Raw genomic sequence first — 21,589 nt, 5'->3', positions numbered from 1 at the left:
GCCCTTCGGTTTCTTCCCGCGATTGAAGGATCACGCAATGACAGAAGTGGATGCCACGCCAACGGGTCTGGATGAGGCCGATCTGCGCTTGGGTCGCAAAGTGAGGGCCCTGCGGCTTGAACGCAATCTCTCGCTGGCCGAACTGGCGGGCAAGGCGGGCATGTCACTGGGTGCACTTAGCCAGATTGAACGCGGCCTGTCTTCACTGCGCGTCAAGGTTCTGTGGCAACTGGCGGCTGCCCTTGAAGTCGAACCTACGGCACTGATCGTGGATAGTGATGATGACAGCAATGATTTATTCTGTGTGCGCAGCACCAAGCGCCGTCGCTTGCCAGTGCAGTCGGAAGGCATCGCCAAGCATCTGCTCTCGCCGCCGGGTGCTGCGCTCACCGGCATGATGGTGAAGATCGAACCGGGCGGCGGCACCACGTCCTACGCCCATACCGGTCATGAATTCGGCATCGTCACATCCGGTGAAGTGGAACTTGTAATCGACCAGATCCCCTATGTGCTGCGCGAAGGCGACAGCTTCGCCTTCAAGAGCACCTTGCTGCATTCCTTCCGCAATGAGGGCGCGGCCGCGGCCAGCATCGTCTGGGTGAATATGCAAAAAGTGAAGCCTGCCAAAGATGACTAAGACTTTTCTGCAACTGCGCGGCGTAGAAAAGCGATTCAGCCCCACCATGCTGGCGCTCGATGCGATTGACCTTGATATCCATGAAGGTGAGTTCCTCAGCCTGCTGGGTCCTTCTGGCTGCGGCAAGACCACCACGCTGCGGGTGATTGGCGGTTTCGAGGAACCCACCGCCGGCCGCTTGCTGCTTGATGGTGCGGATATCACTTCGCTCAAGCCCTATGCGCGTCCGGTAAACACCGTGTTTCAGGATTACGCACTCTTCCCGCATATGGACGTCTCGGCGAATGTAGCCTTCGGGCCCTCGCTGCGAAATGTCTCAGGCGCTGAAACCAAAAAGCGCGTCGGCGAAGCGCTGGAGCGGGTAGGGCTGTCCGACAAGGCGAAGGAGCCGGTGCAAAAGCTGTCCGGCGGCCAGCGCCAGCGCGTGGCCTTGGCGCGCGCACTGATCTGCGAACCACGGCTGCTCTTGCTTGATGAACCGCTTTCAGCGCTCGATGCCAATCTGCGTGAACAGATGCGGCTAGAACTGAAGCGCCTGCAAAAGCAAATCGGCACCACCTTCCTGATGGTCACGCATGACCAGACGGAAGCTTTGTCGATCTCCGACCGTATCGTGGTGATGAACCAGGGCCGCATCGAACAGATCGCCGATCCAGCAACACTCTACGACAAGCCGGCCTCGCGCTTCGTGGCCAGCTTTATTGGCACCACCAACCTGCTGCCAGTGCGCGTCGTATCCCGGAGCGGCAATGAGATCGAAGTCAGCCTGGCAGGCACGCATCTGCGCCTTCCAGCTTCAGCTGCGGTGCAGGGCGATCAAGCGCTGTTGAATGTCCGCCCTGAAGACTTCGCGCTGGCCACAACTGGCCCACTCGCCGCCGCCGTAGAAAGCAGCACCTTCCTGGGCCGCAGCTTGCGTGTCTATGCCAGGCTGGAAGACGGCACGCGGCTGGTCTTCGATCTGGATCGCAGTTCACAAGGTGAAAACTTCGCACCGGGCCAGACGTTCAATCTGGCCCTGCGCCCTTCGGCAAAGATCAACCTGATCAGCGCGTGAAGTCAGGCCGTAGCGGCCGGGTCTTTCGAGACCAGCCGCGACTGTAGGATTACCACCGCCAGCAGGAACAGGCCGCGGATCACCGATTGCCAATAGGCCGAGAGTGAAATCCAGCCCATGCCATTCTCGAAGTTCAGCATGTTGAAGATCAACCCAAGCAGCATCACGCCCGCCAGCGTGGCACCCACCGAGCCCACACCGCCGGTGAGCAGAGTACCGCCCACTACCACCGAGGCGATGGCAAACAGCTCCCAGCCCACGCCCTCGATCGGCTGGCCAGCACCGAATTGTGAAGCCAGGATCACGCCGGCCAGGCCCGAAAGACCTCCGCTCAACGCGTAAACAAGGAACTTCACCCGGTCGACCGGCAGGCCCATCAGGCGGCTGGCATCTTCATTGCCACCCACCGCCAGAACCGTGCGGCCCGTGCTGGTATAATTCAACACGACCGAGCCGATAATGTAAGCGGCAACAGCGATCAAGGCAGGGATCGGCAGATTGACGAAATCGCCCTGGCCCAATGTGGTGAAGCTGCTGTCATAGGACACCGAAACTGATTCATCGTGCGCCAACAGCAAGGCCGTGCCGTTCGCCGCCAACATGGTGGCCAGCGTGGCAATGAAGGGCAGGATGCGCAAATTCACGATAACCACGCCATTCAGGATGCCGACTGCCAAGCCCGCCGCCACGCCGCCCGCCGTGCCGATCAGCCAGCCATAAGGGCTGAGGATCGCAGACACCACGCTGCCGAGTGCAGCTGTGGAGCCCACCGAAAGGTCAATGCCGCCGGTCATGATCACAAAGCACATGCCCAGCGCAACAAGAGCAAACATTGAATTATAGCGCAGCACTGTCGAGATGTTGAACAGGCCGAGGAAGTTATCATAGCGCAGCCAGCCAAACAGGATGAGCAGCAGCAGCGCGATCAGAACGCTTTGGCTGGACAGCAGCGAGAGGAATGAAAACTTTTTCATGGCTTAAGCCCTTCCATAGCGCTGCAGCCAGACGGCCGCGACGATCAGCGCCGCTTTGACCAGCTTGGCCACGTCGTCGTTCACGCCGTTGGCCAGCAAGGTGTAGCGCACAAGTTGAATGATCAATGCACCGAGCAAAGTTCCGGTCACGGAGGCTTTGCCGCCGTTGAGCAATGTGCCGCCCACGGCAACCGCCGCGATGGCATCAAGCTCCATGCCCAGGCCCACGAGATTGGCATCGCTGGAGGAATTGATCGCGATGACGACGAGGCCTGCAATGCCGGAGCAAAGCCCACTGATGCAATAGACCCAGCGCTTCACCGCAGCGACAGGAATGCCAGCCAGCCGCGCGGCGCGCTCATTGCCGCCAATAGCCAGGATTTGCCGCCCGAACAGCGACCGCTTCAGCACCCACGCCGCCACAATGACGAGGATCACCATAATGATCACTTGCACCGGAACGCCGAACCAGCGGCCCAGTCCGATCCACTGGAACTGCGGCAGCTTGAAGGGCTGCAAATTGCCATTGGTGGACACCTGTGCGATGCCGCGCCCGGCGATGAAAAGCACCAGCGTGGCAATAATCGGTTGAATTTTGAACCGTGTGATCAGCCAGCCATTGAACCAGCCAAACGCACCCGCAAGCGCCACGGCAACAATCATCGCAACCGCAACCGCCAGATGGATTTCCGGAATCTTGAACCAGGTACCGAGGAAAATCAGCGGGGCGATGGCACCAGAAATGGCCATCATCGAGCCTACCGAAAGGTCGATGCCACCCGTAGCGATCACCAGCGTCATGCCGACGCCAACGATCACAATCGTAGCCACCTGCGTGAGATTCACATTCAGAGTCTGAATGGAAATGAAATGGTTGGTGAAGACAAGGTTGAACGCAATCAGCGCCACCAAGGCCACCAGTGTTGCGTTTCTGGTCAGCAGGCCGATCCAATTCAGGCCTTTGTCTTTTTCGATTTGGGGCAAGGCGGATTGGCTCATGGCGTCAACTCTTTGGCGATCTCGCCGCCGTGCGCCATGGCGCCCATGACGGCTTCTTCAGTGATGTCCTTGCCGGCAAATTCTGCCACGTTATGGCCCTCGCGCAGCACAAAAACGCGGTCAGACCCTTCGATCACTTCTTCAAGTTCTGAGGAAATCATCAACACGGCCAACCCTTGGTCGGCCAATTCTTTCACAATGGTCTGAATTTCAGCCTTCGCACCCACATCGATGCCGCGTGTGGGCTCATCGAGGATGAGCAGCTTGGGATTCATCGCCAGCCAGCGGGCCAGCAGAACCTTCTGCTGGTTGCCGCCGGAAAGTTCGCGGATGCGCTGGCCGGGGCCGGAACATTTCACCCCGAGCCGCTTGATGAATTTCTCCACCAGCTCACGCTGCCTGTCCACATCCACGATGCCCATTTTGACGAGCTGCGGCATGAGGGCTAGCGTCATGTTTTCTGCCACCGACATGTCGGGGATGATGCCTTCCAGCTTACGGTCTTCCGAGGAAAAACCAATGCCGCGGCCAATGGCTTCAATGGGCTCCGACGGGTTGAAGCCTGTGCCTTCCAAAGTCAGCTCGCCCTTCTGTGCCTTGTCAGCGCCAAAGATCAGCCGTGCAGTTTCAGTGCGGCCTGCACCTAAAAGACCAGCAAGGCCGACGATTTCACCACGCCGAACCGCCAGCGAAACATCCTGCACCTTGTGGCCCGCGGCCAGATGGCTGGCACTCAGCATTGTGTCGCCGATGGAGCCCTTGCGTCCGCCAAAGGCGGTGGCGTGTTTCGAAACCTGCGCAATGTCGCGGCCGAGCATGCTGGCTACAAGTTCGATCTTGCTGATCGATTTCATGTCAGAGACTTTCACGGTGCGGCCGTCACGCATGATGGTCACGCGGTCACACACTGCATAAAGTTCATCCAGCTTGTGGCTGACAAAGATCACCGAAATGCCCGCAGCCTTCAGCTGCCGGATCACATCAAACAGCACCGCCACTTCGCGCTCATCCAGCGAAGATGTCGGCTCGTCCATGATGACCAGCTTGGCCTCAAAGCCAATGGCCCGCGCAATGGCCACCATCTGCTGGGTGGCGGTATTGAAATTCATCAAGGGCTTATGAACATCAATGTCGATGTTGAAACGCGCCATCAGGGCCCGCGCTTCGGCATGCATGGCGTTCCAGTCGAGCAGGCCATAGCGCCGCTTCTCGCGGCCCAGGCAGATATTCTCGGTGATCGAACGATAGGGAACCAGGTTGATCTCCTGGTAAATCGTGCTGATGCCCTTGCGCTGGGCATCCTGTGGCGAGCGTGCTTCGAAGGACGCGCCGTCAAAAGTGATATCGCCAGAATCCTTCGACACATAACCGGTCAGGATCTTGATCATGGTGGATTTGCCGGCACCATTCTGGCCGATCAAGGCATGCACTTCGGCATGCCCCACCTCCAGCGAGGCGGCGGACAAGGCCGGTATGCCGGCGAAGGCCTTGTTGATATTCTGCATCGAAAGCAGGCTCTTGCTTCCGGAATTCTGTGTTGAATCCATTTCTGAAATCATCCCCACCCGGCGGCAACACTCGCCTCCACGCCGTTGGACGTCAAGAGGTGAGGATAAGGCCGCATTATCCAGATAAAAACGGGGCCCGATTCCAAACGGTGAAACCGGGCCCCTGGGAGGCTTTTGTCTAGCTCAGCAGATCAATAGCTGTCTGCCATGCTCGCTGCTGCGTTCGAAATGTCGAAGAAGCGGTCGGTGTTGGTCATGTTGGCGGGGAGGGTTTCACCAGCGGCATACTTCTGCGCGGCGGCATAGGCAGCCGGGCCGAACTTCGGATTGCATTCAACCGTGAAGGCCATTTTGCCGTCGATGATCATCTGCAGGGCATCCTTTTCGCCGTCGATCGAAACGACGGTGATGTCCTTGCCCGGAACCTTGCCTGCAGCTTCAATGGCAGCAATGGCGCCAATGGCCATTTCGTCATTGTGAGCATAGACAATGTTGGCTTCGGGATGAGCCTGGAGCAGGGCTTCTGCAACCTGGCGGCCTTTGTCGCGGGCAAAGTCACCCGACTGCGAGGCAACGATCTTCATGCCCGGGTTCTTGGCGATCACTTCGTCAAAACCCTTCTTGCGGTCGTTGGCCGGCGAAGAACCGGTCGAGCCTTCGAGTTCGATGATGGTGCCCTTGCCGCCGGTGAGCTTCACCAGGGCTTCGCCAGCGGTCTTGCCTTCGAGAAGGAAGTCCGAACCGATGAAGGTCACATAGTCTTCACCAGCCTTGGCCAGCGTAGCATCAACGCCGCGGTCGATCAGGAACAGCGGAATGCCGGCCTTTTTGGCTGCCATAACAGCAGGAATCAGCGGCTTTTCTTCACGTGGAGACAGGAAGATGGCATCCACGCCCTGGGCGATCATGCTGTTGACGTCAGCCACCTGTTTGGCAGCAGAACCGGCAGCGTCGGTATAAACCAGCTGCCAGCCGAGCTTTTCAGCTTCAGCTTTCATGCTGGCGGTTTGGGCCAGACGCCATGGATTGTTGCTTTCGGTCTGGGCAAAGCCGACCTTGTACTTGTCTTTTTTGGCCAGCTTCGGCAGCTCGGCCTTGGCAGCGGTTGAACCAGCAACGGCCAGGGCCAGGGCTGAGAACAAGGCTGTCCGACGGGTAATATTGGTCATCTAATCTACTCCCTTGATAAGTTTTTTCGCACGTTCTTTTGGCGGGACGTGTTGGCGGAGTTAAGAACTCTTTTTTTTTATCCGTCAAGGGTATTGTATGACAAAAGGCAGATGCACCCGGAACGTGCACTGCCGACGCGCGCTGAAAGCATGTGCAGCAAGGCGAAATGGGTGCGTTAACCCTCCTTCAGGCGGGTTGTTGCTGGGCCTCTTCATCGACCACCCCCGCGGCCCGGTAAGTGCGCGATGCCAGCAGCAGATACATCGCCGGAACCACGAACAAAGTGAACAACGTGCCGATCGACATGCCGGTGAAAATCACCAGGCCCATCGCATGGCGCCCCGCTGCACCGGCACCACCAGCCACCACCAGCGGCACCACGCCGAACACCATGGCGGCGGTCGTCATCAGGATGGGGCGCAGGCGCGTCGCCGCCGCGTGTTGAATGGCCTCAAGCTTCGACATGCCTTCGGCGCGTGCCGCATTGGCAAATTCCACAATGAGAATACCGTGTTTCGAGATCAGTCCCATCAACGTCACGATGCCGACCTCGGTATAGATGTTGATCGTCGAGAAGCCGAGGAAGATGAACACCACCGCGCCAAACAGCGCCAAGGGCACCGAGATAAGGATCACGATGGGGTCGCGGAAGCTTTCAAACAAAGCCGACAGCGCCAGGAAAACGATGATGACCGACAGCGCCATGGTGATCAGGAAGCCACCTGACTCCTGCTGGTACTGGCGCGACTGCCCGGCATAGTCAGCCGAGAAACCGGTGGGTGCCACCTCCGCCAAGGTCTGGCGCAAGTAATCCAACGTTGCGCCCTGTGCACCCGCGGCAACACCGGAAATGGTAGCCGAGTTGAGCTGCTGGAAATGCGAAATCGATTCGGGAACCACGCTGTGTTCGAGATGCGCGATGGTGCCCACTGTGACAGGGCCTTTCGACGTCGGGATGTAAAGATCTAGCACATCAGAAGGGTTCAGGCGGTTCACCTGCAGCACCTGCGGGATCACCTGATAGGCGCGCCCGTCTATGGTGAAGTAGTTCACATAACCGCCGCCCAGCGCCGTACCCAACGCCGCCGCCACTTGCTGTTTGCTGAGGCCCAGCGAAGCCAGCTTGTCATTGTCCACCACCAGATTGGCCTGCGGCAGATCGATCTTCAGGTCGGAATCCACGAAGTAGAATTTATTGTCGGCGCGTGCCTTCTGCAGCACCGCCTGTACCACGCCATCCAGATTCTGGAACGGCTGTGTGGTAGTGATGACGAATTGCACCGGCAGGCCCGAAGCGCCGGGCAGCGGTGGGAATTGGAAGGCCGCAATATTGGCGCCGGCAATCTTGCTCCAGCCAGCCTGCAGGTCGCCTTGCACCTCGGCGGCACTGCGCGTGCGTTCGGCATAGGGCTTCAGGATCACGCCGGCAAAGCCACCATGCGCGGTGGGAAAGCCGGTGATCTGGAACATCTGGCTATATTCCGGCACATTCTTGGCAACATCATAGGATTGCGTCGAATAAATCTGCATTTGGTCTGCAGTTGCCGTCGGAGGCCCGGTCATGATTCCCACCACGATGCCTTGGTCTTCATTGGGTGCCAGTTCGGATTGCGACATTTGGAACATGGCTACCAGCAGCACGATCAGCACCCCAGCCATCACGATCAAAACTGAATAGGTTTGCAAAAGGCTGCCCAGCAAGCGCTCATAGCCATGCTTTACGCGCTCAAAAATGGCATCGATATGCCGGGCCATCCAGCCCGAATCCTGCGACGGGCTGAAGATGCGCGAGCACATCATCGGCGAAAGCGTGAGCGCCACGATGCCGGAAATGGTCACGGCACCCGCCAGAGAAAAGGCGAATTCCACAAACAGCGTGCCGGTCAAACCGCCCTGAAAGCCAATCGGCAGATAAACCGCGATCAGCACCGTGGTCATGGCCAGAATGGGCCCGCCCAGTTCACGCGCCGCCAGTAAGGCCGATTGCATCGGCGACTTGCCCTCTTCCTTCATATGCCGATCAACGTTTTCGACGACAATGATGGCGTCATCGACCACAAGGCCGATGGCAAGAACCATGGCCAGCAGCGTCAGCAGGTTGATCGAGTACCCGAGAAGCTGCATCACGAAGAACGTGCCGATCAGTGAGAGCGGCATCGCGATCAGCGGCACCACGATGGCGCGGAACGAGCCGAGGAACAGGAAGATCACTACGGTTACGATCAGCAGTGCTTCGCCCAGCGTCTTGATCACTTCATAAATCGACGACTTGATGAACTCGGTGGAATCGTAAACGATCTTGCCAGTCAGCCCGGTCGGCAATTGCCCGGTGATGTTCGGGAACGCCTTGGTCACGCCTGCTGCCACATTCAGAATGTTAGCTTCCGGCGCCACCTTGATGCCGATGAACACTGAGCGCACGCCGCTGAAGGCCACGTTCAAATCATAATTCTGCGAACCCAGCACAACGGTCGCTACATCCTCAAGCCGCACCACCGATGCGCCATTCTGCTTGATGACCAGCTTGTTGAAATCATCAACCGAGTGGAGATCAGTGGACGCCGTGAGCGGCACAGTGACCATGTTTCCTTTGCTCTGGCCCAAAGCCGCAAGGTAATTGTTGCTGGCCAGAGCAGCGCTCACTTCACTGGCTGTCACCCCGTGGCCGGCCATCCGGTCAGGGTCCAGCCAGGCGCGCAGCGCGAACACGCGTCCGCCCAACACTTCCGCGGCTTGCACGCCGGAAACGGCATTGAGCTGCGGCACCACCACGCGCACCAGATAGTCGGTCACGTCATTGGTGGGCAGCGTGTCGCTGTAGAAGCCCAGATACATGGCATCAGTGGTCTGCCCGGTGGCCACCGTAATAGTCGGCGCCTGCGCGGCGGCAGGGAGTTGGTTCTTGACAGCATTCACTTGCGTGGAAATCTGCGTCAGCGCGCGGTCGGCATCATAATTCAGACGCAGCGTTGCGGTGATGGTCGAAACCGAGCTTGAGCTGGAGGACGACAGATAATCAATGCCCTGCGCCTGCGCGATCGAGGCTTCCAGCGGTTGCGTGATGAAGCCCGCAATGGTGGCGGCATCAGCACCCGGATAGGCCGTTGCCACCGTCACCACGGCGGATTGCGACTGTGGGTATTGGTTGATCGGCAGGCTGGTCATCGAGCGCAGGCCCAGCACCACAAAGAACAGGCTGATCACCATCGCGAGGACGGGTCGTTTGATAAAGATGTCGGTGAAATTCATATCAGTGGATCACTTTTCCTGCGGCGCAGGATTTGCGTCATTGGGCGGCTGAACAGTATTATCCACCACCACGTCGGCCCCAGTCTTCAACTTGAGCGCGCCGGCCGTCACCACTTCCTGTCCGGCGTCGATTCCCTTCAATACGGCGACCTGATCCCCGCGTGTCTGGCCGGTGGTCACGAACACCTGCTTGGCGGTCTTGGATTTGCCATCAGCACCCGCCGTCAGCACAAATACGGTGGCGCCATAGGAATTGTAAGTCACGGAGGTCAGCGGCAGCGTTACCAGCTGGGCCGGCTTGCCCACATCTACCGAAACGCGCACGAACATGCCCGGCAGCAAAAGTTTGTCCGGATTTTCAATCGTCGCGCGCACGGTGACGTTGCGGGTGTTCACATCGATCTTCGGCATGATGGCCGTGATCTTTCCCATGAAGGGCTTGTCCGGCTGCGCATCAGCACTGACATTGACCGGCAGGCCCACCGAGAGGTTGCCCACCTTGTCCTGCGGTACCAGGAAGTCGGCATTCATCGCACTCAGATCCTGCAGCGTCACGATCACTGTGCCGGGCGAAAGATATTGCCCCACATTCACTTGCACGATTCCAAGATCACCGGCGAAGGGCGCCTTGATGGTCTTCTGGTCGATCAGCGCTTGAGCTTGCGCGACCAAGGCATTCTTGCTTTTCAGGTCCGCCGCATCAGCATCCACAACCGCCTGGCTGGTCGTGCGGGTGGACAGCAAGTCCTGATCGCGCTTCAGCGTCTTGGAAGAGAGATCGGCGGCCGCCACCAGCGACGCCAACTGTGCCTTGTCGGGCTCGATATTGAGCTGCACCAACTCATCACCAGTCTTGACCGTGCCGCCGGATTTCACCGGCACGGACTCGACGGTTCCAGAAACCTGGCTGGCCACGTCGACACCCTGCACCGCCGAAAGGCTGCCCACAGAAGTGATCACCGGTTGCCAATCCGATGGCTGGGCTACGATGCTCGAAACCGTCGCTGGCGTGGGCTTGGGCGCTGAGGCGATCAGCGTCTGGATATGGCGATAAAACCCAAAGGCAATGCCCGCGATCAGCACCAGCAGGATCAGCAGCATCAACAGCATGCGCTTCCAGGTGGAAGGCTTGCGTTTCTGCACGGGAGAATTCTCCACCAGAGGCTTGTTCACTTCACGGATTTCTTGCTTCGCCATTTTCAATCTATACCTGTCTGAAAGATCAATTTGCGGCGCGCAGAACCCGCCGTCAATCAACATTGCTGCGTTGCAAGAAGGCTGCTGACATGGCAGCCATGACGAGCAATGCGATCAACTTGCATTCAACCGGACGTACAACCCGCGATGCGTCAAAAACCTGAAATTATGAGAAACTGGTGCCGCTTAGGTGACTCGAACACCTGACCCCCGCATTACGAATGCGGTGCTCTACCAACTGAGCTAAAGCGGCAACTTGGGCGTGGGCCGGGGCATAAACGGTTTTCTCGCCCCGATCAACTGCTTTGCTCAACGCCAGGGTCATCCGGCGGGCGGGGCAGGGCAGCGGTGGGTGTAGGTGCTCCAGCAGGAGATTTTGCTGCGGAATCAACGCGCGGATGAAAGCCCAGCTTGGCCTGGACCGGCTGCTCAAACGGCGCTTTCCATTCCGCTGGAACAATTTCGCCGGTGACGGGGGAAACTGCCACCCAGCGTGCCGATGCCACGCCATCAGAAACCCAGACGGGATCACGTGGCGCAGCCAGAGCGCGCGTCAGCCAGGAATGGCTTTTGACAGCCTCACCAGCGGCATCTTCAACTTCCGCCATGAGGGCACAAATGCCAGCAGGAGGCTGGTTGTCCAAAAGCGGGGCGAGGATTTCGCGGGCGGCCTGATGGCGGTCGGCCGCCACGGCTGCCTGGGCCAGCGCATAACGCCCTTCCAGCGAGGAGGGCTCGGCACTCGTCAGGTCGCGAACGCGCTCATATTGCTTCTCTGGCTCGTCGTCATGCAGATGCGCCACCACAGCGGCAAGTTCACGGTGCGGCGAAAGCGCGTAAGTGCTGCGCAAAACTTTCCAGGCCTTGCGCGGGTGGCCGCCAGCCGATTGCAGGCGCGCCAGCAAAGCGGCGGCGGGAACCAGGCTCATGTCCAAGCCATGCGCCGATGCGGCAAGCTCCAGCGCATGCGGCTTGTTGCTGTCTTCCACTGCGAGTGCGGCGGCTGTGAGAAGTGCGGCCTGCTTGCGCGCGGCTTCGGCCTTGGTCATCAGGCCGGATTTGCCTTGTTGCGCCACGTTACGCGCCGCAGCTTCAAAATCCTTATGCGCCAGCAGCGATTGCAATACCGCAGCCGAAGCCCAGGGCAAGCGGTTGTTCTTGGCATGAGCCGCTTCGGCATGCAGGCGTGCGGCATGCCAATCACCATTGTCGCGTGCATGGGCGAACAGCCCGCGCAGGCCGAGAAGCTCGGTATCGGAATGGCCGGTCATGGTCTCGAACACGCGGCGCACTTCATCGCGGTCACCGCGCAGCTGAGCCGCTTGCGCGCCCAGCAGCTTGACCAGCGGATTTCCATGCAGCGTATCGCCGGCCAGCGCCGCATGGCGTTGGGCGGCCTGCGCATCACCAGCACCTGCAGCAATGATGCCGCGCGAAAGTGACTCATAAGCCTTCCTGGTCTTGCGTTCACGCAGGCTGCCGCGCACGTCCGACGGCACGCGCCAGATCCGGTTGATGATACGTAACACAACATAGATCGCCGCGAACGATACAACGATGATGATCAGCCCCATCAGCACCGAGAGATGAATCTCTTTGCCCAGCCAGAGAATGTTCACCGTGCCGGGCCGGTCCGCCAGCCACATAATGCCGAGGCCGGCCGCCACCAGAAGTGCCAAACGCCACAGCAAAGTCAGCATGATCAGCCTTTGACCTGCGGAAGATGTGAAAGGCCAGCTGCGAGAGCCGCCATGGCCTGATCAAGCTTCAAGCGGCGCTGCAATGTGTCGGCCCAGGCTTTCAATGAATCAGGCATTGTCGCCGTCGCTGAAGCCAGCGCATCGGAAGCCTTCTGCAGATCACCCGCCTGCACTGCGGCCAACGCCTGCGCGGCGGCCACGCCTACATCGCTTTCACCCAGCGTCTTGATGCTGACCACCGTTGAAATCGCGTTGCTCACCTGCCCCCACAGGCTGTTGTCTTGTGTTGCTGCGCTACTAGCTGCTTGCGGCAGTTGCGCAATGAGGGCCGATAATTGCGCGGCCAACTGCTGCACATTAGGCAGGCCATTGGCACTCTCGGCGCCGATCACATCAAGCCCGGCGGCAGCCGGAACCAGCGCCTGAAGCGCACTGAAATCCACTGAATAGGGAACGCCTTGTTCGATTTTGGCTTTGAGGTTGTCGTAAGCCTGCTGAACAGCGGCAACATCAAGCCCCGGATTGGCCACAGGCGGCGCGGACTTCAGTGCCGACACATCCTTTTCCAATTGATCGACACGTGCGGCCAGGGCCGCATCACTCACTGGTGCTGCTGCATCTGCGCTGCCGCTTGACGCTTTTGTCTTCAGTTCATCAATCGTCTTGGAAGCCTTTTCCAACGCCAGTTTCAAATCGCCGATGGCAATTGCATTGCCTTGAGCCAAAGTGGACGTTTCCACATTCTGACGGTCGGCTTTTTCAGCTGCACTCTGTGCCGCGCCCAACTGGGCTTTCAATTCTTCCGTCAACGCCACAAAGGCGTCAGCACGTTTCTGGCTCTCCTTGCTGGCGGCTTCCAGCGCATCAAGCTTGCTCTGCACAGCTTGAAGCTGGTCGGACGGCAGGTAATTCGCCAGATAACCGCGATACAGCCAGCCGCCACCAGCAGCGCCCAGCAGCAAAGCGGCCACACAAAGCCCAATGATGGTTGTCATGCCGCCCTTGCTCTTGCCGGGTGGTGGCGCCTGCGGATCTTCGATCACCTGAGGCTCAACATCAATGACTTCACTTGTATTGTTGTCTGTGCTCATGCCTCTCAACTATTCTGCTTTGGTGGCGAGATCAAGCAAGCCGATCAAATCACTTTCCACCGGCGAAGCGGCGATTTTGCGGGGCCAGTTTTCAGCCAGTTGTGCGGCAATCTGCGGCGAGAGGCAATAATGCATCAGCCGCCCGCCTTGCTCCCCGAGATTGAGGCGGAACAATTCGGCCCGCCACAGTTTGGCACTGCGCGGCGAATAGAGCATTACTCCATCGGCACCCGCAATTTCACCGCGGATAGCATCGAGTTTTTGCGGCACGGCATCATAGGTGATGACGCGGCTGACAGTGAAACCCGCCTTCTGCAATTGCCCTTGCAAATCGCCGGACGTTTCAGCGCCTGAAATGTAAAGCAGCGGCCCCTTCGCCGGGTCAAGCTTACGGGTCAGAAAAGTGGTCAATCCAATAACGTCGCCACCGTGCGCCTCCACATGGACGAAGCCGCAGGCTTCGGCGGCGTACGCAGATTGCGCACCCACCGCATAGACAGGAAGGTCACGCGAAACTTCAGCTTCCAGGCAGCGGATGCCATTGGCGCTCGTCACGCAAAGAGCCTGATAGGGAAGATTCGGAACGACAACCTGCGCACGCGGCACAATTTCAATCAGTGGCGCAATCACCGGCTGGTGCCCTTTTATACGCAGCGTTTCCGCCAGCGGTGCTGCATCCATGCGTGGCCGCGTGATGATGATTTTCATGACAGCGCCTTAATAGGCAATGAGAGCCCCGCCACGTTTTTTCACATCCTCGCCTGCCTCGCGTCCGATCCTTGCCCGGTCGGCAACAGCACCTTTCGCTTCCACCGGGAAATGATGCTTTCCATCCAGCGTCAGCGCCTCACCGCGGAAATGAATCTCTCCATTCTTGATCACAGCATGCCCGGCAATCGGTGTGCGGCAAGATCCATCAAGAGCCGCCATGAAGGCCCGTTCGCAATCCACTGCAAACTGCGAGGGCTCATGATTGATCTTAGCCACCAGGTCTCGCATCTCAGCCCGTGCAGAATTGATCTCGATGCCAATTGCACCCTGCGCCACGCAAGGCAGCATTTCATCGGTGCCGATGAGTGTCGTGATCATGCTGCCCAGGCCCAAACGCTTCAGGCCGGCCACGGCGAGAAAAGTAGCTTCAGCCACGCCGTCTTTCAATTTCTGCAACCGTGTTTCCACATTGCCACGAAACTGCACGGGCACCAGATCAGGCCGCAAGCGGAGCGCCTGTGCCGTGCGCCGCACCGATGAGGACCCAAGTCTTGCGCCCTGTGGCAAAGCCATGAGCCTTGGCCACTTCACGCTGATAAAGGCATCGCGCACATCTTCGCGCGGCAGCACTGAGACAATCTCCAACCCCTCTGGCAAAGCCGAAGGCATGTCTTTGAGTGAATGCACCGCGAGATCAATCGCACCCGAAAGCAGGGCATCTTCCAACTCCTTGGTGAACAGCCCCTTGCCGCCGATTTCCGAAAGCGGCCTGTCGCGTACCATGTCACCGGTGGTCTTGATCACCACGATGTCGAAATCTTCGGCCTTGCGGCCCAGCGCCGTCATCAGCCGCGACCGCGTCTCATGCGCCTGTGCCAGGGCCAGCGGAGAGCCGCGCGTGCCAATTTTCAATCTTTGTTCCGTCATATTGGCAATTTACTTGGTCACTGCTACAGCCTCAAGCAAGAAGCAGAGCTGCGACATGTCATCCACAACCACCTTGATCTTGGGCCTTGAAACCTCCTGCGACGAAACCGCGGCTGCCGTGGTGCGCCGTGACGCAGATGGTCGCGGCACGCTGTTCTCCAACCAGGTGCGCAGCCAGGTGAAGGATCATGCGCCCTTCGGCGGCGTGGTGCCGGAAATCGCCGCGAGGGCGCATGTTGAACATCTCGATGGTTTGATTGCACGCGCCATGGCCGAAGCCGGCGCTTCGTTTTCCGATCTCTCCGCCGTGGCATCCACCGCTGGCCCCGGCCTGCTTGGCGGACTTCTCGTGGGCATGATGGAGGGCAAGGCCATCGCTCTGGCGCATGATTTGCCCTTCCTCGCCATCAATCATCTGGAGGGCCATGCGCTCACGCCACGCCTGTTGGAGCCTTGTGCCTTTCCCTATTTGCTGCTGCTGATTTCTGGTGGCCATACACAGTTTCAATCGGTGGAAGGTATCGGCCAGTACAAGCGCCTGGGCACCACCATTGATGATGCGCTGGGCGAGGCTTTTGACAAGGTGGCCAAGCTTTTGGGGCTGGCTTATCCAGGCGGGCCTGAAGTCGAGAAAGCCGCACGCCGCGGCAACCCCACGCGGTTTGATTTCCCGCGGCCCTTGAAGGGCAGGGCCGATTGCAACTTCTCTTTCAGCGGCCTCAAAACGGCTGTGCGCGAATGCGTCCAGGGCTTGGGGTTGCTGACGGAGCGGGATATCGCCGATGTCTGCGCCTCTTTCGAAACTGCGATTGCCGATTGCATGGCAGACCGCTTGAAGCGAGCCTTCGCAACCTTCCGCGAGATGCATGACGTGGATCATCCGATCCTTGTCGTGGCCGGTGGCGTGGCTGCAAATAGGAAATTGCGCGCCACTTTCGAGGCGGAATGCGAGAAGCATGGTTTCACCTTGCGCGTGCCGCCCTTTCATCTGTGTACGGACAATGCCGCCATGATCGCCTGGGCCGGCGCTGAACGTCTTGCCTTGGGCCTCACAGACGAGTTGGATTTTGCCGCCAAACCACGCTGGCCGCTGGATACGATATCCGCGCCCGTCTATGGGTCCGGCAGGCTGGGGGCCAAGGCATGAAAATCACCATCATCGGCGAAGGCGCCTGGGGCAAGGCACTGGGCATGGTGGCCCAAAAGGCTGGCCACGAGGTTCATTTCTGGTCGCGCCAAAAACCTGTCCTGCCAAAGCACAGTGATGCCTTGATCCTTGCAGTGCCGGCCCAAGTCATGCGGGAGGTTCTCACGCAGCTTGGATTGAACGGAGTGGTGTTGATTTCCTCCGCCAAGGGCTTTGAACGCAGCACCGGCAAAAGCATGGCGGATGTGGTTTCAGAGCTGGTGCCGCAAGCCGAATTCTACGCGCTGTCCGGCCCCAGCTTCGCGGCTGATGTGATGGCAGGCCTGCCCACCGCCGTAACGCTGGCTGGCCCTGATCTTGAGCGCGCGTCGCACTGGGCCAATGAACTCAGCATCCCCACTTTCCGCATCTATCCATCCGATGACGTTACAGGCGTCGAGATCGGTGGTGCGATGAAGAACGTCCTCGCCATTGCCTGCGGCATCGCTGATGGCCAGGGCCTGGGCGAAAGTGCGCGTGCCAGCCTGGTCACCCGTGGCTTTGCCGAACTCGCGCGCTACGCCCGCAAGGCAGGCGGCAAGCCCGAAACCCTGATGGGTCTTTCCGGTTTCGGGGATTTGCAGCTCACATGTTCCAGCGCCAAATCCCGCAATTATTCTTACGGCCTCGCCATCGGCAATGGCGCCACGCCACAATCAGCGCTCGCGGCTTCCAAAGGGGTGGTCGAGGGCGCCGCCACCGCCGCCATCGCGGCGCGTTTGGCACGCGATCTCGATGTGGATATGCCAATTGTGGATGCCGTCACCGCTGTCATTGACGGCGGCTCCAAACCCGGCGATGAAATCAAGAAGCTTTTGTCCCGCCCCGTGCGGCCCGAACACGAATAGGAACGCGTCATGCTTTATGCCCTTTACTGCACCGACAAGCCCAATAGCCTCGATCTGCGCATGCAGGTGCGGCCCGACCATGTCGCCTATCTCAAGACTTTGGGCGACAAGCTGAAGATCGCAGGTCCCTTCTTGGATGATGCCGGCAACATGATGGGCAGTCTGGTTGTCATTGAAGCGGCCGATCGTGCAGGTGCGGAAGCAATGTCAGTCAACGATCCGTATGCCAAATCAGGGCTTTTCGCCGCGGTGGAAATCCGCGCCTGGAACTGGACGATGAACAATCCGGATAAAAAATAATGGCCAAGTGGCTCTTCAAATCCGAACCGGATGTCTATTCTTTTGAAGACCTGCTGAAAAAGGGCAAGGCAGGTGACGAATGGACCGGCGTCCGCAACTATCAGGCGCGCAACAATATGCGGCTGATGAAAATCGGCGATCAGGGTTTCTTCTATTATTCCAATGTCGGCAAGGCGGTGGTGGCCGTGGTCGAAGTCTGCAAGCTGGCCCATCCGGATTCCACCGCTGACAATCCGACATGGGAATGCGTCGATATCCGCGCCGTAGCAGCCTTGCCCAAGCAGGTCACGCTGGAAGACATCAAGCTTGATCCAAAGTTGAAGGACATGGTGCTGGTCAACAATTCGCGCCTCTCGGTGCAGCCGGTGACAGATGCAGAATGGGCGCATATCTGCAAGCTCGCTGGCCATAAAGCTTGATCAACCGCCAGGCCTTTATTCGTCAGCATACGGAGCTTTTGTCGCCACCTCTGGTGCCTGAAGTGAAATTGCATCTCGCCCATGAGGCAGTACCCATCTGGCAGAAAACTGAAGAAGAGCTGGGTGAAATGGGCCTGCCACCACCATTTTGGGCCTTTGCTTGGGCCGGTGGGCAAGCGCTCGCGCGCCATGTGCTCGATCATCCCGAAACGGTGCGCGGCAAGCGCGTCATCGACATTGCGTCAGGTTCGGGCCTCGTCGCCATCGCCGCGATGAAAGCCGGCGCGGCTCATGTTCTCGCCGCCGATATTGATGAATTCTCGGTGGCCGCTATCGAACTCAACTCCGCCGCCAATGGATGCGCAATCGAGGCCACAGCCGAAGATCTGCTGGCCAAAACCGCGCCACCCTGTGATGTGATCCTCGTCGGCGACATGTTCTACGAACGTGAACTCGCCGGGCGTTGCTTCGCATTTCTGCAAGCTGCCAAAGCTACATCGCTGATCGGCGATCCCGGCCGCTCCTACTTGCCGAAGGAGCAGCTCATCCAGGTCGCGTCCTATTCCGTGCCTGTCTCGCGCGAGCTCGAGGATTCCGAGATCAAGAAAACTGCGGTGTGGAAGCTGGCCCGGAGATAAAAAATTATACCGGATGTGATTCCGGATTCACCGGCGCCAGCACGTCCTTGTGCCCACCGGTATTGTTGAGATACAGCGCCACCATCAGCACTGCGAGCGAGACCCACAGCCAGATATCCGTGCCGCCGCCGAAGAACAGCGCACCGATCACAACTGATGCGGGCGTTGAAACATAAGTCGCCTGCACGGTGTAAACAGCGCCCTTGGTGGTGATCAGCGAGAAATAGACCAGCCGCTCCACCACCCACATCAGCACCACCGCACCGATGATCCAATGCTGCTCCAGCGTCGGGTTTCCGGGTGCGTTGAAGGGTGCAAAGAAAAAGATGAAGGGCAAGGCCAGCAGGCCGGACCACAGGCTTTCAAACGCGCCAGCCTGAATGGTGTCCGCCCCTTTCGGCCAGGCATGCGAAGCGAAAGTATTGTAGGCGCAATAAGCCAACGGAATGAGGATCGAAGCGATCAGCGCCCAGGAAACCTGGCCCGACAATGTGCCCTCGCGCGACAGGATCAGCACAAGCGTAGAAAGAAAGCCCAGGAAAATCGCCAGCAGCTTTCGGGGCGAGGCGTTCTCGCCACCCGTCACCAGCCCTACCAGATAACTGAAGAACGGCGACATGGTGATGATGATGGCAAGTTCCGTCGGCGGCACATAGCCCGCCAGAAAAAGGTTGAAGCCAAATGGCAAATTCATCAGCGCGGCGCAGCCAAAACCATACGCAACCAATCGCCGGTCGATGGCGCCGCCGCGCAGCTTGGCCATGATCAGCATGATGATGCCGACGCCCAGGCCGGAATAGAAAATCGTGTGCAGCGCCGGCAGGTGGATTTCGCTCAGATGCTTGTACAGGCTGGGAGAGACGCCCCAGAACAGGCCGAGTAGCAGAAATGAGACAAAATGGCGGGGCGAATTCAACTTGGGGCTCTTTTTTATTGTTTGCGGCAGGCTATAGTGAAACCAATTGAGCGGCCCTCCTAAAAAGGCCGACCTGGGAGAGAAATACGCCATGACTGAGAAAGTCTATCCGGTTCCAGCTGCGTGGAAGAAGCGGGCCTATGTCACCGCGGAATCCTACAAGAAGACTTATGCGGAATCGGTGAAGGATCCGGTGAAATATTGGGCCAAGGAAGCCAAGCGCCTTGATTGGTACAAGTTTCCGAAGAAGATCAAGAATGTCTCCTTCGCTTATCCCGATGTGTCGATCAAATGGTATGAAGACGGCGTTCTCAACGTCTCGGTGAATTGCATCGACAGGCACCTGAAGAAACGTGCCAATCAGACCGCGATTATCTGGGAAGGCGACAACCCTTACGACGACAAGAAAGTCACCTACCGCGAGTTGCACGAACAAGTTTGCCGCTTCGCCAATGTGCTGAAGAAGCATGGCGTGAAGAAGGGTGACCGCGTCACCATCTATCTGCCGATGATCGTCGAAGCCGCCTATGCCATGCTGGCCTGCGCGCGCATTGGCGCTGTGCATTCGGTGGTGTTCGGCGGCTTCTCGCCGGATTCCATCGCCGGCCGCATGGATGATGCGGATTCGCGCTTTATCATCACTGCCGATGAAGGCGTGCGCGGCGGCAAGAAAATTCCGCTCAAGGCAAACACCGATGCCGCCTTGGCCAAGACCAAAAACGGTGCAAAGGTTCTGGTGATCCGCCGCACCGGTGCCGCCATCGCCTGGAATGCTGATCGTGATATCTGGTATCACGAAGAAGCCGCAAAGGTTCCTCCAGATTGCAAGCCGGAGAAGATGAAAGCGGAAGATCCGCTGTTCATTCTTTACACGTCAGGCTCCACCGGCAAGCCCAAGGGTGTGTTGCACACAACGGGTGGCTATCTCACTTACGCTGCCACAACCTTCCATTATGTGTTCGATTACCACGAGGGTGACATTCACTGGTGCACGGCGGATGTGGGCTGGGTCACCGGCCACACCTACATTGTCTATGGCCCGCTGGCCAACGGCGCCACCACTCTGATGTTCGAAGGCGTGCCGAATTATCCAAACGTCTCGCGTTTCTGGGAAGTGGTGGACAAGCACCAGGTCAATATTTTCTACACCGCCCCTACTGCCTTGCGCGCGCTGATGCAGCAGGGCGATGCGCCGGTGAAAAAATCTTCGCGCAAAAGCTTGCGCCTGCTGGGCTCGGTGGGTGAGCCGATCAATCCGGAAGCCTGGGAATGGTATCACCGCGTGGTGGGCGACAGCCGCTGCCCGATCATCGACACCTGGTGGCAAACGGAAACCGGCGGAGTGCTGATGACGCCGCTGCCTGGCGCCGATAAGATGAAGCCGGGCTCTGCCTGTGGCCCTCTGTTCAGCATCAAGCCGGCGCTGGTGGATGAAAAAGGCAAATTCCTCGAAGGCGAGGCGGCCGGCAATCTGGTGCTGCTGGATTCCTGGCCGGGCCAGATGCGCACGGTTTACGGCGATCACAAGCGCTTCGTCGAAACCTATTTCTCCACCTACAAGGGCATGTATTTCACCGGCGATGGCTGCAAGCGTGATGCCGATGGTTATTACTGGATCACTGGCCGTGTCGATGACGTGCTCAACGTGTCCGGTCACCGCATCGGCACCGCTGAGGTGGAATCCGCCCTCGTTGGCTATGCTGGGGTGTCGGAAGCCGCCGTTGTCGGCTACCCGCATGACATCAAGGGCCAAGGCATCTACTGCTATGTCACCTTGATGGCGGGCCAGCAGGGTACCGATGACACCCGCAAGGCACTGGTCGATCACGTTCGCAAGGAAATCGGCGCCTTCGCCAATCCGGACAAGATCCAGTTTGCGCCCAGCCTGCCCAAAACCCGCTCCGGCAAGATCATGCGCCGCATTTTGCGCAAGATTGCCGAGGATGATTTCAGCAATCTGGGCGACACGACAACCTTGGCCGATCCCTCGGTGGTTGATGACCTTGTGGCCAACAGGCAAAACAAAAAGGCTTGAACCACCCTTGAAATCCAGCCTGGCAGT

The 21,589-nt window shown here is 58.8% G+C and carries 19 protein-coding genes and 1 tRNA gene; 8 read left to right on the top strand and 12 right to left on the bottom strand.

All coding sequences use genetic code 11. The features are described 5' to 3' along the window. Nucleotides 1-37 precede the first annotated feature (37 nt). On the top strand, nucleotides 38-637 hold the full coding sequence (locus tag F8B91_RS09235) for a helix-turn-helix domain-containing protein (protein WP_196503415.1): 600 nt from the start codon (nucleotides 38-40) through the stop codon (nucleotides 635-637). Next, a complete protein-coding gene (locus tag F8B91_RS09230) occupies nucleotides 630-1,694 on the top strand; it encodes an ABC transporter ATP-binding protein (RefSeq protein WP_196503414.1) in 1,065 nt (354 codons plus the stop codon). The genes F8B91_RS09235 and F8B91_RS09230 overlap by 8 nt, the downstream gene beginning before the upstream one ends. A gap of 2 nt (nucleotides 1,695-1,696) precedes the next feature. On the opposite strand, the gene F8B91_RS09225 is transcribed toward F8B91_RS09230, so the two are convergent. From F8B91_RS09225 to hemC, 11 genes are all read right to left on the bottom strand, one after another. After that, complete coding sequence (locus F8B91_RS09225; RefSeq protein WP_196503413.1) at nucleotides 1,697-2,668, bottom strand: ABC transporter permease; 972 nt, start codon at nucleotides 2,666-2,668, stop codon at nucleotides 1,697-1,699. Nucleotides 2,669-2,671: 3 nt separating this feature from the next. Then, nucleotides 2,672-3,667, bottom strand: coding sequence for an ABC transporter permease (locus F8B91_RS09220; protein ID WP_196503412.1), 996 nt, complete (start codon nucleotides 3,665-3,667; stop codon nucleotides 2,672-2,674). After that, nucleotides 3,664-5,214, bottom strand: coding sequence for a sugar ABC transporter ATP-binding protein (locus F8B91_RS09215; RefSeq protein ID WP_246715003.1), 1,551 nt, complete (start codon nucleotides 5,212-5,214; stop codon nucleotides 3,664-3,666). The genes F8B91_RS09220 and F8B91_RS09215 overlap by 4 nt, the downstream gene beginning before the upstream one ends. 152 nt (nucleotides 5,215-5,366) lie before the next feature. Continuing rightward, complete coding sequence (locus F8B91_RS09210) at nucleotides 5,367-6,344, bottom strand: ABC transporter substrate-binding protein (RefSeq protein ID WP_196503411.1); 978 nt, start codon at nucleotides 6,342-6,344, stop codon at nucleotides 5,367-5,369. Nucleotides 6,345-6,531: 187 nt separating this feature from the next. Beyond that, nucleotides 6,532-9,594 carry an efflux RND transporter permease subunit gene (locus F8B91_RS09205; RefSeq protein ID WP_196503410.1) on the bottom strand — a complete coding sequence of 1,021 codons (3,063 nt, stop codon included), beginning with the start codon at nucleotides 9,592-9,594 and terminating at the stop codon, nucleotides 6,532-6,534. A 9-nt stretch (nucleotides 9,595-9,603) separates the two neighbouring features. Continuing rightward, a complete protein-coding gene (locus F8B91_RS09200; RefSeq protein ID WP_196503409.1) occupies nucleotides 9,604-10,791 on the bottom strand; it encodes an efflux RND transporter periplasmic adaptor subunit in 1,188 nt (395 codons plus the stop codon). Nucleotides 10,792-10,968: 177 nt separating this feature from the next. Continuing rightward, nucleotides 10,969-11,044 (bottom strand) — tRNA-Thr (locus tag F8B91_RS09195). Between the two features lie 43 nt (nucleotides 11,045-11,087). Next, complete coding sequence (locus F8B91_RS09190) at nucleotides 11,088-12,491, bottom strand: heme biosynthesis protein HemY (protein ID WP_196503408.1); 1,404 nt, start codon at nucleotides 12,489-12,491, stop codon at nucleotides 11,088-11,090. Between the two features lie 2 nt (nucleotides 12,492-12,493). Then, complete coding sequence (locus F8B91_RS09185) at nucleotides 12,494-13,582, bottom strand: hypothetical protein (RefSeq protein WP_196503407.1); 1,089 nt, start codon at nucleotides 13,580-13,582, stop codon at nucleotides 12,494-12,496. A gap of 9 nt (nucleotides 13,583-13,591) precedes the next feature. After that, a complete protein-coding gene (locus F8B91_RS09180) occupies nucleotides 13,592-14,290 on the bottom strand; it encodes a uroporphyrinogen-III synthase (RefSeq protein WP_196503406.1) in 699 nt (232 codons plus the stop codon). A gap of 9 nt (nucleotides 14,291-14,299) precedes the next feature. Then, nucleotides 14,300-15,220, bottom strand: a complete 921-nt coding sequence (hemC, locus tag F8B91_RS09175; RefSeq protein ID WP_196503405.1) for a hydroxymethylbilane synthase — start codon at nucleotides 15,218-15,220, stop codon at nucleotides 14,300-14,302. Between the two features lie 55 nt (nucleotides 15,221-15,275). On the opposite strand from hemC, the gene tsaD reads away from it, so the two are divergent. From tsaD to F8B91_RS09150, 5 genes are all read left to right on the top strand, one after another. Then, nucleotides 15,276-16,367, top strand: coding sequence for a tRNA (adenosine(37)-N6)-threonylcarbamoyltransferase complex transferase subunit TsaD (gene tsaD, locus F8B91_RS09170; protein ID WP_196503404.1), 1,092 nt, complete (start codon nucleotides 15,276-15,278; stop codon nucleotides 16,365-16,367). Beyond that, on the top strand, nucleotides 16,364-17,254 hold the full coding sequence (locus F8B91_RS09165; RefSeq protein ID WP_196503403.1) for an NAD(P)H-dependent glycerol-3-phosphate dehydrogenase: 891 nt from the start codon (nucleotides 16,364-16,366) through the stop codon (nucleotides 17,252-17,254). The genes tsaD and F8B91_RS09165 overlap by 4 nt, the downstream gene beginning before the upstream one ends. A 9-nt stretch (nucleotides 17,255-17,263) precedes the next feature. Next, the gene (locus F8B91_RS09160; protein WP_196503402.1) at nucleotides 17,264-17,554 is read left to right on the top strand and encodes a YciI-like protein; all 291 of its coding nucleotides are present in this window, start codon (nucleotides 17,264-17,266) and stop codon (nucleotides 17,552-17,554) included. Continuing rightward, on the top strand, nucleotides 17,554-17,973 hold the full coding sequence (locus tag F8B91_RS09155; protein WP_196503401.1) for an EVE domain-containing protein: 420 nt from the start codon (nucleotides 17,554-17,556) through the stop codon (nucleotides 17,971-17,973). Before F8B91_RS09160 ends, F8B91_RS09155 begins: the two co-directional genes overlap by 1 nt. 62 nt (nucleotides 17,974-18,035) lie before the next feature. Then, nucleotides 18,036-18,611 carry a class I SAM-dependent methyltransferase gene (locus tag F8B91_RS09150; RefSeq protein ID WP_432432032.1) on the top strand — a complete coding sequence of 192 codons (576 nt, stop codon included), beginning with the start codon at nucleotides 18,036-18,038 and terminating at the stop codon, nucleotides 18,609-18,611. Between the two features lie 4 nt (nucleotides 18,612-18,615). On the opposite strand, the gene F8B91_RS09145 is transcribed toward F8B91_RS09150, so the two are convergent. Further along, nucleotides 18,616-19,527, bottom strand: a complete 912-nt coding sequence (locus tag F8B91_RS09145; RefSeq protein WP_196503399.1) for a DMT family transporter — start codon at nucleotides 19,525-19,527, stop codon at nucleotides 18,616-18,618. A gap of 91 nt (nucleotides 19,528-19,618) precedes the next feature. On the opposite strand from F8B91_RS09145, the gene acs reads away from it, so the two are divergent. After that, entirely contained in the window at nucleotides 19,619-21,562 is a 1,944-nt protein-coding gene (gene acs / locus F8B91_RS09140; RefSeq protein WP_196503398.1) for an acetate--CoA ligase, read from the top strand. Nucleotides 21,563-21,589 lie beyond the last annotated feature (27 nt).

The sequence above is a fragment of the Aestuariivirga litoralis genome (assembly GCF_015714715.1).
Lineage (GTDB): Bacteria > Pseudomonadota > Alphaproteobacteria > Rhizobiales > Aestuariivirgaceae > Aestuariivirga > Aestuariivirga litoralis_A.
Note: the sequence above shows the minus strand (reverse complement) of the source record. Positions and strands in the feature narration are given on the sequence as shown.